10 protein-coding genes are annotated in these 12,096 nt (G+C 69.4%); 2 read left to right on the forward strand and 8 right to left on the reverse strand.

What is annotated here, in order from left to right; all coding sequences use genetic code 11:
- Positions 1–80: 80 nt before the first annotated feature.
- Positions 81–590, reverse strand: a complete 510-nt coding sequence (locus AB8M46_RS22450) for a hypothetical protein (protein ID WP_394361424.1) — start codon at positions 588–590, stop codon at positions 81–83.
- A gap of 9 nt (positions 591–599) precedes the next feature.
- The gene (locus AB8M46_RS22455; protein ID WP_394361425.1) at positions 600–2,273 is read right to left on the reverse strand and encodes a hypothetical protein; all 1,674 of its coding nucleotides are present in this window, start codon (positions 2,271–2,273) and stop codon (positions 600–602) included.
- A 624-nt stretch (positions 2,274–2,897) separates the two neighbouring features.
- Between AB8M46_RS22455 and AB8M46_RS22460 the strand changes: the two genes are divergently transcribed.
- A complete protein-coding gene (locus AB8M46_RS22460) occupies positions 2,898–3,317 on the forward strand; it encodes a VOC family protein (RefSeq protein ID WP_394361426.1) in 420 nt (139 codons plus the stop codon).
- 12 nt (positions 3,318–3,329) lie between these two features.
- Here AB8M46_RS22460 and AB8M46_RS22465 read toward each other — a convergent pair whose 3' ends face one another.
- The 6 genes from AB8M46_RS22465 to AB8M46_RS22490 all read right to left on the reverse strand — a co-directional run bounded on the left by AB8M46_RS22465 (position 3,330) and on the right by AB8M46_RS22490 (position 11,641).
- Positions 3,330–4,361 carry a YihY/virulence factor BrkB family protein gene (locus AB8M46_RS22465; protein ID WP_394361743.1) on the reverse strand — a complete coding sequence of 344 codons (1,032 nt, stop codon included), beginning with the start codon at positions 4,359–4,361 and terminating at the stop codon, positions 3,330–3,332.
- Positions 4,362–4,508: 147 nt separating this feature from the next.
- Positions 4,509–6,107, reverse strand: a complete 1,599-nt coding sequence (locus AB8M46_RS22470) for an ABC transporter substrate-binding protein (protein WP_394361427.1) — start codon at positions 6,105–6,107, stop codon at positions 4,509–4,511.
- 10 nt (positions 6,108–6,117) lie between these two features.
- Positions 6,118–7,020: a serine hydrolase gene (locus tag AB8M46_RS22475; RefSeq protein WP_394361428.1), complete on the reverse strand. Its 903-nt coding sequence runs from the start codon at positions 7,018–7,020 to the stop codon at positions 6,118–6,120.
- Positions 7,017–8,405 (reverse strand): serine hydrolase, encoded by a 1,389-nt coding sequence (locus AB8M46_RS22480; RefSeq protein WP_394361429.1) that lies wholly within the window; start codon positions 8,403–8,405, stop codon positions 7,017–7,019. Before AB8M46_RS22480 ends, AB8M46_RS22475 begins: the two co-directional genes overlap by 4 nt.
- Before the next feature lie 138 nt (positions 8,406–8,543).
- The gene (locus AB8M46_RS22485) at positions 8,544–10,169 is read right to left on the reverse strand and encodes a PucR family transcriptional regulator (RefSeq protein ID WP_394361430.1); all 1,626 of its coding nucleotides are present in this window, start codon (positions 10,167–10,169) and stop codon (positions 8,544–8,546) included.
- Positions 10,166–11,641 (reverse strand): amidohydrolase family protein, encoded by a 1,476-nt coding sequence (locus AB8M46_RS22490; RefSeq protein ID WP_394361431.1) that lies wholly within the window; start codon positions 11,639–11,641, stop codon positions 10,166–10,168. The genes AB8M46_RS22485 and AB8M46_RS22490 overlap by 4 nt, the downstream gene beginning before the upstream one ends.
- 197 nt (positions 11,642–11,838) lie before the next feature.
- Here AB8M46_RS22490 and AB8M46_RS22495 point away from each other — a divergent pair, with 197 nt between their 5' ends.
- Positions 11,839–12,051 carry a DUF3072 domain-containing protein gene (locus tag AB8M46_RS22495; RefSeq protein WP_037339074.1) on the forward strand — a complete coding sequence of 71 codons (213 nt, stop codon included), beginning with the start codon at positions 11,839–11,841 and terminating at the stop codon, positions 12,049–12,051.
- The last annotated feature ends 45 nt before the right edge of the window (positions 12,052–12,096 follow it).

A 12,096-nucleotide genomic window follows, 5' to 3' on the forward strand; every position in this document is an offset into this window, starting at 1 on the left:
ACCGGCAGCATGTCAAAGAGGTGCGCGACCGACTGCTTCGGGAAGCATCACAGGACCGCCACCGCCGCAGCGGCACACGTCTACGGCAGCATCAGGGCAAGCCATCCCCCGCAGGCCGCGGCGAGCGCGCCGACGACGAATCCCAGCCACCTCGGGCAGGTGTAGTCGTCGATGACGAGTTCTCGCACCAAGGCGATGAGCAGGCCGACCGCGCCGAACACGATGAGGACCACGTCCGTGGTCACGGTATTGCGCAGATCCACGACCGTGGTGCCCTTGCGCAGGAACACGATCTCGCCGGTCGCCGTCGAAACCTGCACCACCACCGGAGTACCCGGCTCGGTATCGAGCGCCTGCCGGCCGTTGCCGAACTCGAAGTCCCCGGCCGCGCCGCGGACGGTGATGAAATAGGTGAAGTGCGGCTCAGGGTCCTGTGACGACATGTGGGACTCTTGCCGGTGCGCGATGACCGTGCCCTCGATACTGGAGGTCGGCGCGTCCCGCACGTTCAGGTCGTGGACGGCGTAGGTGAGCAGGCCGGCCGACACACCGAACCACAGCAGTGTTGCGAAGAGCCGGATCACCAGCATCGCCGCAGCCTAGGGACAGCGAGTGCGGACGGGGAGGGCATAACCGCCCTCAGCCCCGCGCCGTGACGACGGCGCCGCGAGGTGGTCTTGCAGTGTGGCGTGACGGAATTGGTAGACGGGGCCGACCGTCCTGAGGATGTGCCGTTGACGTGCGTCCTCGAGGAACCGCAGGAGCCGGAACGGTGTCCGGTACCGGACGGTGAGATAGAGCTGACCGCAGGCCGCTCGTATCGTCTTCGACAGCGCGGTCCACACCGCGACCGCGATCGCGGCCCCGATCAACGCGCCCATGACGGCTTCTTCCAGCCCGCTTCCGATGCCGCCGATCACCCCGCCGATCAACCCGAAGACAAGCGCGCCCGCCAACGTGAAGGTCACGAGAAGCAGGGGCACGGTCGCCAGTTCGGCGCGCCAGAGGTTCACCGGGGTGGGCGGGTTGACGTCGTTTCGCCCTTGCTGGGCGAGGTGATCGAGAAGACCGACCGTCAGGCCGCCGACGAGGCCGACGGGCAGGCATACCGCGAGGCCTCCCGCGTATCCAGTGGCGAAACCGCCGGCGAATCCTCCTTGAGAACCCGCGCCGACTCCGAAGCCGAGTCCGAGGGAAAGCCCCAGCAGGACACCGCGCCTGAGGTTCCTTGACCGGAACGAGCCACCGAGTGTGAGCGGGTACCTGGCGGCGGGCGCCAGGAACTTGATGGCGATGCCGATGCCGGCGGCGGAACCGAGGGTGACCCAGAACAAGTCGCCTGCCAGGGCGGTGATCAGGGCCGCCGCGGTCAGCGCGGCGGGAATCGTGAGCAGCGCCAGCGGTATCGCGGAGGCGAGGCGGCCGGACCACGGCGACCACGCGGTCATCCCCCACCAGGTGAAGTCGCGGGTGCGGTCTCGATGAAGTCCGCCGGCGATGACACCGAGGGTGCGCCGGACCGTGGCGGGGCTGTATCGAGACGGCTTCTGCCCGGGGCGCGTCGTGTAGGCGGCCGCGACCGCTTTCTCGAGGAGGTGCTGCGTGATGGCACGGGGGTCGGTGAACCGGTCGCCGAGCAATTCGTCGACGGTGGCGTCCAGATTCCCCAGCGGTGGGTAGATGTCGTGCAGAAGACTCACCCACAACGGGCTGCTCAACACCGACGCCAGGGCGCCGGAACGGTTGTCCTTGACTGTTTCGGCGATCGATCTCCACGCGGAGGGAGCCGGCGAGGGCAGTGGGCCGAGCAGATAACGGACCGTTGCAGCGGGCGTCAACGGTTTCAGCCGTACCGCCACCGCGCCGACGAACAGGTGCTGCCGCGCGGCGTCGGCCATCTCCTCCGTGCGGCTGAGCAGTATCACGCGGCACGTCGCCTGCTCGCTGAGCGCTCGCAGCGCGATCGGCCGCAAGTTCTCGGGGATCTCGTCGAGCCCGTCGAGGATGACGGTGACGTGCCGCTCCAGCAAAGCCCGCGCATGACGCGCGCCCGCTCTGCCGCGGAGCAGAGGGACCAGCGTCAGCCTGCCCACCAGCCAGTCCACGACCGGAGTGGTCTCCGGATCCCAGCCGTGCAGAGTGAGGATCACCGGCACCGGAATTCGCCGCCGGGCCTCGGCATCGGACGTGGATTCGCGATACTGCAAGGCGTCGAGCTGCAGCAGCACAGCGGCCGAGCTCTTACCCGCCCCCGGTGGACCGACGAGGATCAAGCGTCCTGACGGAAGAGCACCATAGATCCTGTGCAGCTTCTCGCGGTTGCCCGACCGCAGGTCCGCCGAAGTGATGGTGTCAAGGCCCGGCAAGGGCGGGAACCACGCTCCCGCGCCGCGAGGTGCCGTCGCGGACGCGACGCTCCCGGCGATTCCTTTCGACACACCCGTCCATCGGATCGGCAACGGAGACGGCTGCATCAGGCCACGCTCCAACGCCGCCGCCATGCCTTGGGTTCGCATCGCCACCGCGAACCGATCCGACAACTCGTCGAGTCCCACCGAAGGCGGTGGGAGAACCGTCCTCCACAACGCGACGACACTGACAACCAGGCCCGCAGCGGCCAGGACGAATTGCCCGTATGTGGCAGCGGCACTCCGGGCATCCGGAGGCAGTACGGCGACCTGGACAACCCACCACACCAGCGCCACGGCAAGCAGGCCGAGGCCGACCGGCAAACCCTGTCGTCTTTTCACTGACATTCCATCGGAATACGAACGTGCGGCATCACAAACCGACCGCCTACCCACTCGAATGGACCAACAATTCACCTGAAACCAGGGTGAGGCCCATGAGAAGGTGTCCGAACTTGAAGGGGTTCCGAAGGACAAGGGCGTTGGTATATGACGAGCAGGCTGGAATGGACGACGATCGACAGCGTGGATCCGCGGCGGCTGGCCGAGTTCTGGTGCGGTGTCCTCGGGTACGTCGTCTACGAGGACAGGGGTGAGGTCGTCGAGATCGGGCCCGCCCCCGAGGTCCCGGACGCGGAGCGGCTCGCCGATCTGCGCCGCGGGCCGTCCGTACCGAGCATGTCGTTCGTCCGAGTGCCCGACGGCAAGAGCGGCAAGAACCGGGTGCACTTCGAGATCACCCCGATCGACGGCGACCAGCGCTCCGAGCTGGACCGGCTGCTCGCGCTCGGTGCGTCGACCGTGGACCTCGGCCAGGGCGAGAACCGCTCATGGGTCGTACTGGCAGACCCGGAGGGCAACGAGTTCTGCCTCGCGCGCAGCCTCGCGCCGGGCGAGTTCGAGCTGTAGCGACCGGCCGGGTCAGCCGGCAGTGCCGCGGCCCTCCGCGACGGTCCCCGGAGGCTCCGATGTCACCTGCGCGGTGTCGTCGTCATCGAATGCGCTGGTATCCCGCGGTGGCAGGAAAGGCTCCCGCTCGGAGGGTTGCCCGGTCTCGATGCGCTGCCCCCGGGCGAGTTCGGCGTCGAACTCCGCCCCCAGCAGCACGGCGATATTGGAGATCCACAGCCACACCAGGAACACGATCACCCCGGCCAGCGTGCCGTAGGTCTTGTTGTAGGAGCCGAAATTCCCCACGTAGAAAGCGAATCCGGCCGAGGCCAGCACCCATACCACCACCGCCAGCACACCGCCGGGGCTCAGCCACCGGAATCCCGGGTGTTTCACGTTGGGTGCGGCCCAGTACAACAAGGCGAACGCCAAACTCACCAAGAGCGCGATCACCGGCCATTTCGCGATGTCCCACACCAGCACCCCGGCCGACCCGACGCCCAGCAGTCGCCCGACTCGCTCGGCCACCCCACCGGTCGCCACCACACCCACCGCGCACACCGCCAGCAGCACCACCACAGCCAGGGTCAAAACCAGGCGCAGCGGCACCGTTTTCCATATCGGCCGCCCTTCGGGCATCTCGTAGATCGCGTTCGAGGCTCGCATGAACGCACCCACATACCCGGACGCCGTCCACAGCGCCCCCGCGATACCCACGATGGCGACCGGTCCCGCCAGCCCTTGAGACCGGCCCACTTCCCGGATCGCGTTGACCAAGATCTCCCGGCCCTGTCCGGGAACCAGCGTGTTGATGTTGTCGATCAGCGTCTGCGTCGCCGCCGGGCCCAGCAAACCCAGCATCGCGGTGAGCACCACGATCGCCGGGAAGATCGACAACACGCTGAAGTAGGTCAACGTGGCAGCCCAGTCGGTCAAGTTGTCCCGCTGGAACTGCTTGACCGTCCGTTTCAACACCTGCCACCACGAACGCTTCGACAGATCCGTCGGACCCTCGGGCTCGTCCTCCCCCGTCCGATTCCCGGTGACGCCACCCTGCCGCACTCGTCGTCGCTCCACTGCGCTGCACCTCAGCCCACGATCGGCACTGCTCTCCACTCAAAGCCAGGTACCCCGATCTCGCTTCGCTAGACCTCGGCTTCTCGATTTCCGAGCCGACCGGCGCGAGCAGTGTGCATCCGAAGAACTTCATCAGGCATACATCCGGATCGACGACGGTTGGAGGAAGGTGTTCGAGATCTCGAACCGCGCCTTGTTCCCGAAGGTCGGGAGTACCGAGTTCGCGAACTGTGCGACGTCCTGGTCCTCGAACAGCGCCGTCTCCGCGGCCAGCCAGTCCGGGCAGCCCGCGGTCCCGACCTGGGTGGCCGCCTTCGCGACCAGCGCGTCGTACCGCGGGTTGTCGATATGCGCGAAGTTCGTGCCCTCGGGCGGGCGGCTGCCGGAGACGAACGGGGTCAGCTGGCTCGGCAGGTTCAGGCTGACCGGCGCCATCGAGAGGTCCCAGTCGCCGGAGGCGAACAGCGTCTGGCTGGTCGCCGGGCTGTCCAGGCCCTTGAGTGTCACGTCGACGCCCGCCTCCTTCCAGCCCCGCTGCATCAGCTCGGCGGCCGGTGTCATGGTCGCTCCGATCTGCGTGCCGTAGATGGCGGTCAGCGCGAGACGTTTGCCGTCCTTCGTCCGGATGCCGTCCGGTCCCGGCTTCCAGCCCGCCGCCTCGAGCGCGGCCTTGGCCGCGGCGAGATCGAAGCCGGGGATGTGCCCGGTGGCGGAGTCGCCGGTGCACGCCGCCGGTTCCATGGTGATCAGACTCCGGACCGGCGCGCCGGCGTCCCTGGTCAGCACCTTGGCGACCTGGGCGAGGTCGAGTGCCTGCACCAGTGCGCGGCGCATCGTCTGGTCCGCGCCGAACCGGCCGGGTGCCTGGTTGAACCACAACTCGCCGAGTGCCACGGTCGTGTCGGCGTGGAACAGCCCGCGTGCCCGCAGCCGCTGCTGGTCCGGCCCGACCACCTGGGCGGCGTTGAGCTCGCCGGACAGCAGCAGGTTCGTGACGGTGGTCATGTTGGGGATGACCCGGATGATCACCTTGTCCGGCAAGCCCTTCTGCCGCGGATCGAAGGCGCCGGGGCCCCAGTGGTAGTCCTTGCGCCGGGTCAGCGTGTAGTGGTCGTTCGGGACGATCTCGGACACGGTGAACATACCGGTACCGTTCTCGCCCCTGGCCAGCGTCGCGCGGTCGGCGAGGCCCTTCGCGCAGACGATCGGGATGTTGCCGATGTCGCGCAGCAGGAACGCGTCCGGTGCCCCGCTGGTGACCTTCACCGTGCCCGCGGAATCGTCGGCGACCGCTTTCGTGCCCACCTTCACCGTGTTGCCCGCGATCGGCGACTTGTTCGCCGGGTCGCCGATGAAGTCGATGTTCGCCGCGACGTCCTTCGCGGTGAGCGGGCTCCCGTCGGGACAGGTGATGCCTTCGCGCAGGGTGAAGGACGCGGTGGTCGTGGTGGCCTCCCACCGCGCCGCGAGGCCGGCCTCGGGTTGTCCCTTGCCGTCCACGCCGAGCAACCCGTCATAGAGGTAGCGGCCGATCTCGCCGGCGATCGAGAGCACGGTGAGCGCCGGGTCGAGCGTCCCCGGATCCGAGCCGACGGCATACGTGAAAGTCTTGCCGTCGGCCAGTGGTCGGTTCGCGTCCGGGTCCGTGCCGGAGGGCGCCGGTGCGGAGCACGCGCTCACGGTCAACGCGACCACGACCGCCGTCACGGCGGTGTGCCGGGCAGTTTTCATGGGAGTTCTCCTACGGTGTCACGTTCTCGGCGGCGAGGTGGTCGAGCGCCAGCCGGGCGGCGGCGCCGATGGACGCGTCGACCTCGGGAAGGCGGTCCTCGAAGGAATGGGCGCGGGTGAACACCGCGACCGCGAAACGGCGGCCCTCGGGCAGGGTCACCACTCCCGCTTCGTTGCGGATGCCCGGCAACGTCCCGGTTTTCGCGGCTATCCGCACATCGGAGGGGAATCCGGCGGACAGCCGGTGCGGCCAGATCTGCTGGGCCATGATCGCCCGAACGCGTTGGCAGGCCTCGGGTTCGCCTGCCCGGTCGGTCCAGATCGCGTCCAGCAGTTCGGTCGTCTCGCGCGGTGTCGACGAGGTTTCCCTTTCCGGGTCGCACATCGACAGGTTCCGTAGCTGTTCGTCGGTGGCTTCGGCCAGCAGCGCGTCGATTTCGGCGAGGTCGGTCCCGCCGAGTTCGGCGAGCCCGATGCGGAACGAGTCCTCGCAGGAGCCGATCAGGCGGGTACGGGTCAGCCCGAGGTCGGCGACCACCCGGCAGATCGTCTCCTGGCCGATCCGGTTCCAGATCAGGTCGGTCGCCGCGTTGTCGCTCATCGTGAGCATGAACCAGGCGAGGTCGCGCCAGGTCATCTCGACGTCGTCGGCGCAGCCCGCGGTGCCGATGCCGCCGATCCGGTACCGCGCGGTCACCTTCGTGTACTCGGTCTCGTCGAGCCGTCCGGCCACCACTTCCCGGGCGTAGGCGAGCGCGATCGGGATCTTGAAGACCGAGGCGAGGACCACTTGATCGTCGGCGCCGACCGACACCTCGGCACCGTCCGGCACGCCGATTTCCCTGGCGTGCAGCGAACCTTCGGCGCCCGCGGCGGCGAACACGGCTTCGATCCGTTCGCGGATGTCGTTCACCGGGTCACCCGCCGGTCCGCGCGTCCGGTGTGGAGGAACCGGGCCCGGCCGGCGCCGTCGTCGCCGACGAACTGGTGGGGCATGTAGGCGCCCGGGAGTTCCGGGACGACGGCGACGAAGGTTTCGCCGTGCCACGGCAGCAGTTCGACCGTGCCCGAGGGCTCGTCGAGTTCGGCGAACTCCCCCTTCGGGGTGCGCCGCAGCCAGAGCCTGCCGCCCTCCTCGGTGACGACGGTGGAGACGACCCTCGACGAGTATTCGCCCACGTACCGGGAAAGATCGGCCGGCGCCGCCGCGGGATCCGGCTCGGGCAGCGGCGGAACCGTGATACCGGCGAGTTCGTGCATCAGCTTGGTGGCGACCTCGTGGTAAGCGCGCAGCGCGGCCCCTCCGTTGGTCAGCAACGCGAACGCGACGTCGCGCTCCGGCGCTACGCGCAGGAAGGCGGACTGGCCGATCGTGCCGCCGTCGTGGCCGATCACCGTGCCGCCCTGCCAGCCGAAGTCCGCCCAGCCGAGGCCCCAGTACGCGCCCATGACGCCGAGATCCGGCACGGCGATCTGCCGCTCGCGCATGGCGCGCACCGACTCCGGCGACAGCACCTGGGCACCGTTGTCGGCCTTGCCTTCGTTCAAGTGCATGCGGGCGAAGGTCAGCAGATCGCGCGGGCACATGACCAGCGTCGCCCCGGCGGGGGCGTTGGAGCGGGCGAGCGACCAGACCTTCGTGGGTACCGGCCCGCCACCCGTTTCCGGCAGGTCGTGACCGACCGCGGCGCGATGGCGGACGGCGTCCTCGGCGCCGCAGCCGGCGTGGGTCAGGCCGAGCGGGCCGATCAGCCGCTCGCGCACGCAGTCGTCCCAGTACTCGCCTCGCAGCACCTCGACGATGCGGCCGAGCACGCAGTAGCCGGCGTTGCTGTAGGAGAACCGCTCGCCCGGCGGGAACAGCTGCGGCACGTCCGCCAGCAACGGGATGAGCTTCGCCACCGCGTCCTCACCGGTTCCGGTGTCGGCGAAGACGTCACCTTCGAACCCGCCGGTGTGACACGCCAGCTGCCGGACGGTGATCGTGGCGGCGGCCTGCTCGTCGGCGAGCCGGAACTCCGGCAGGTAGTCGCGCACGGGACGGTCGAGGTCGACCAGGCCCTCGTCGACCAGCTGCATGATCAGCGTGATCGTCCAGACCTTGGTGATCGACCCGACCTGGAATACCGAGTCCTTTGTGGACTCCACCCCGGTGCTCGTGTTCAGGACACCCGCCGCGTGCTCGACGATCTCGCCGTCGGCGAGCACCGCGATCGCGGCACCGGGAACCCGGTGCCGGTCCAGCAGGACGGCGAAACTCTCCCGGAGCCAGGTATCGATTTCGGAAATCTTCGACATGTGCACCTCTTGTCCGGTGTGGATGGTCCGGCGTTGCGGGAATGCTAGGTCCGGCGGAGGCGCCGGTTGTTCGTCCGGATCGAGGAGAGCCGAGGGGGAAGTTCGTCCGCGCGGAGGAACCCCGGGATCGGGAGAGCCTCAGGCCGTTTCGGGCCGCGTGCCGTGGAGCAGCAGATGCAGTTGCACCATCGCCGCGAACCGGTCCCTGGGGTCGTCGAGGTCGATGCCGCCTATCTCGGCCAGCCGTCGCAACCGGTAGCGGAAGGTGCTCGGATGCACATAGGCCGCCGCCGACGCGGCGTTGGTGTCCCCGAACGAATCGAGCCAGCACCGCAGCGTGTGCACGAACTGGGACTGGTGTTCCCGGTCGTAGGCCAGCAACCTCGCGATCGGCCCGCTCGCGACGTCGCCGCGGGCCGCGGAAAGGTCCGCCAGTTCGAGCATCAGCGCGTCGATGTGCGCGTCCTCCGCCGTGAGCACCCGCTTGGCGCCGCCGTTGGCGAGCAGCACCCGCAACGCCCGGTCCGCCCCGACGCGAGAGTCGTACAGGCCCGAACTGTCGAGCGCCGTCGGTCCGACGCCGATCGTCGCGGAGACCCGGTGCCCGATTCGTTCCAGGAACGCGGCCGCGACACGCACCGAGCGTTCCTGCTGATCACCGTGGTTCCCCGGCACGATCCCGTACACGACCTCACCGATGAGCGCGACCGCCGATCGCGGCTGGACCGCGCTCAGATGAAGGGCGAGCGCGTCGGCGACGCGATGGCGTTCGGTGGCGAGCCGGGGGTCGTCGTCAGCCGAGTCGAGCAGCCCCATCGCGAGCACGACGGCGGGCCGGCCGAGCAGGCCGAGGCGCGCGACGGCTTCCGGGGCCCCGCGCCCGCCTTCGAGGGCGGTACTCACCAGATCGGCTCGCAGCCGGCGTTCGACATCTTCTCCGGCGCGCAGCCGGAGAAGATGCAACGCCACGATCTTCGTGGCGTCCACCAGCGCCGCCTCACGTTCGTCGCTCAGCGCGTGATCGACCACAGCCCAGATCGAGCCGAGCACCTCATCGCCGGCCCGGACGGCGGCCACCACCCTGGGACGGTTCTCGCCATCGTCGTCCGGATGGAAATAGACCGGTCCCGTCTCGTGATAGAGGCGGTCGAAGAAGCCACTCTCGGCCAAGCCCCGGGTGTACCGCTCCGGCACCTGGCGGCCGAGGATCGTTTCGACCCGCGGCGGATCGGTTTCGTCCTGGCGGCCGGAGAAGGCGAGCACCCGCGAGTCACGGTCCTCGATGGTGATCGGCGCGTCGAGCAACGCGGCGATCGCGTTGGCGAGCGCGAACAGGTCACCGGTCGGAATTCCGCCGAGTGCCTGCGGAGAGACGTCGCCGACGTCGCCCTCGGCCAGCAACGTACGGAGCATCGCGGCCAGCTGCGTCCACGACGCCCTGCTCGCCAGACCGACCAACGCCACCCCGGATGCCGCGGCCGCTCGCGCCAGCTCGGCCGGGGCGGAGACCGGCGAGCGCACGACCAGCGCGGACGCGCCGCGTCCGCCGAGTTCGTGCAAGAGCCTCACGATGTCACCGGATTCGCGCACCCCGACCCCGAGCACCACGGCCCGGTCGGGGAACTCGGCGTCGTCGTACGGGTCGTGGATCACCACGCCGCCGAGGGGACGCCGGGTGTCCCGGCCGACCGCGAGCGGTTCGAGGAGCACGTCCCCGAGTGCTTCGATGACGCGGTTCAGACTCGTATGCGGTTTCGCGTTCACCGCGGTTCACCGCGCAGCGGTCTGCCGGGGAACGCGTCGGTGAGCAGTCGCCCGTCGCGGACCACCGGAGTGCCCGAGACGAAGAGGTGCCGGACGCCGAGCGAAGGCCGGGTCGGGTCGAAGTACGAGGCGGTGTCGGTGATGGTGGCCGGGTCGAGGACGACGATGTCGGCGTCCGCGCCGACGTCCAGCCTGCCCTTCGCCCGCGCGGCCGGCGCGACCTCGTCCAGCACCCGCGCGGGCAGATAGGAACAGCGGCGGAACGCCTCCAGCCAGGTCCAGGTGCCGGTTTCGCGCACCATCAGGCGAAGCGCTTTCGAGAACGTCCCCGCCGTGCGCGGATGTGTCACCCCGCCCGGGGGAAGCGGCCATCGGGTGCTGTCGCCGGCGCCGTCGGGCCAGTACACCGGCATCGCGTCGCTCGCGACGATCGAATCGGGGAAAGCGAGCGATCTGTGCAGCAGGGCCCGTTCGCCCGGATCCTGCTCGTCGAGCGACTCGAGAAGGCACGGCGCTCCCGGCGTCTCGCTCCGGACCTGCCGCAACCGCGCCTCGTCGGCGATCCGCTCACCGGTCTCCAGCAGGACCACCCGTGTCGGATCGAGACCGTTCATCCGCAGCCGCTCCGGGGCGAGGAAGAACGCACCGACCGCGGTGCAGCCCGCCCCGTAGGGATAGGCCTCCACCGTCACCCGCGACCCGGCGGAGCGGGCGGCCTCCAGCGCGGCGAGCACCCGGTCGATGTGGTACCCCGACGTGCTGTTGACGTGACAATGGTGCATCGCCGCCCCGGTCTCGGCCGCGGCGATCGCGATCTCCTCCGAACCGTCGACCGGCGTGTCCGGGTCGACCTCGACCAGCTCGCGGACGTGCGTGTACGTAGGCGCTCCGGCCCGCTTGGCAAGCCTCGCCAGGGCCAGGAACTCGGCCGGGTCGCTGGCGGGCGCGTACCCGAGGAGCACGCCGACGCCGAGCGCACCCGCCGCCAGCTCGTCTTCCAGCAGGGACAGCCAGGAAGCCAGTTCGGGTTTCGACGAAGACCGCTGCCAGGCCGGATCGCCCAGCACCGAAAGCGCGGTGGCGAAGTTCGCGTCCGGCTCGACCCCGGCCAGCACCTTCGCCCGGGCGGAACCCCAGGAAGCGGAGAAACCGTAGTGCAGCGGCCGCCCCGCCGAGGCCGCCTCCGCGTACGCCCGGCCGACCGGCATCATCCCGGCCTCCAGATCGAGCGCCGTGGTGACCCCGTCCATCGCCTGCAACCGGTGGCCCGCGATCGAATGCACGTGGCTGTGGAGATCGACGAAACCCGGCCCCACGAGGTATCCGGCGACGTCGATGGCGATCTGGTCGTCGGTCTCCGGCAGACCCGGCCCGACGGCGACCACCCTGCCGTGATCGACCAGCACGTCGGCGGTGCCGTCGAACCCGGTGGCCGGATCGACGACGCGACCGCCGCGCAAGAGCGTGCGCATACCTGCCCTCCTAGCCTCGTTGGCGACGACACTAGGTCGAGCCGCGGGCGGCCCGTTCGTCCCGCGCGATGAATCCCGGCGAGAATTTCCTCCGCCTGCACGAACTCGGGACCGGTTCGCCCCGATGCGGGAAGGTGTGGCTTCCCGCCTGGTGGGGTATTCGCCGCCTGATCATGTGCCCAGCCGAAGGACGTCAGATGAGCGACAACACGCAGCCGAGCGACACTCCGAGCCCGGAGAAACCCCGCGAAGACTGGGCGACCGGCGACGAGCCGATGACCGGGCCCCAGCGCTCCTACCTCGGCACCCTCGCCCAGGAGGCGGGCGAGACGGTTCCGGAGGGCTTGACCAAGGCGGAGGCGTCAGAGCTGATCGACCGCCTCCAGAACCAGACCGGACGGGGACAGTAGGGGCAGGAGGGTCATGCCGAGGTTGCGCAAAGCTCCTTGCGGTGA

The organism is Amycolatopsis sp. SB7-3, from assembly GCF_041021335.1.
Taxonomy (GTDB): domain Bacteria; phylum Actinomycetota; class Actinomycetes; order Mycobacteriales; family Pseudonocardiaceae; genus Amycolatopsis; species Amycolatopsis japonica.

What these genes read in the sequence shown, in the direction of transcription:
- AB8M46_RS22450 (WP_394361424.1), bottom strand. Translation starts at nt 590, where the DNA reads ATGCTGGTGATCCGGCTCTTCGCAACACTGCTGTGGTTCGGTGTGTCG.
- AB8M46_RS22460 (WP_394361426.1), top strand. Translation starts at nt 2,898, where the DNA reads ATGACGAGCAGGCTGGAATGGACGACGATCGACAGCGTGGATCCGCGG.
- AB8M46_RS22470 (WP_394361427.1), bottom strand. Translation starts at nt 6,107, where the DNA reads ATGAAAACTGCCCGGCACACCGCCGTGACGGCGGTCGTGGTCGCGTTG.
- AB8M46_RS22480 (WP_394361429.1), bottom strand. Translation starts at nt 8,405, where the DNA reads ATGTCGAAGATTTCCGAAATCGATACCTGGCTCCGGGAGAGTTTCGCC.
- AB8M46_RS22490 (WP_394361431.1), bottom strand. Translation starts at nt 11,641, where the DNA reads ATGCGCACGCTCTTGCGCGGCGGTCGCGTCGTCGATCCGGCCACCGGG.
- AB8M46_RS22495 (WP_037339074.1), top strand. Translation starts at nt 11,839, where the DNA reads ATGAGCGACAACACGCAGCCGAGCGACACTCCGAGCCCGGAGAAACCC.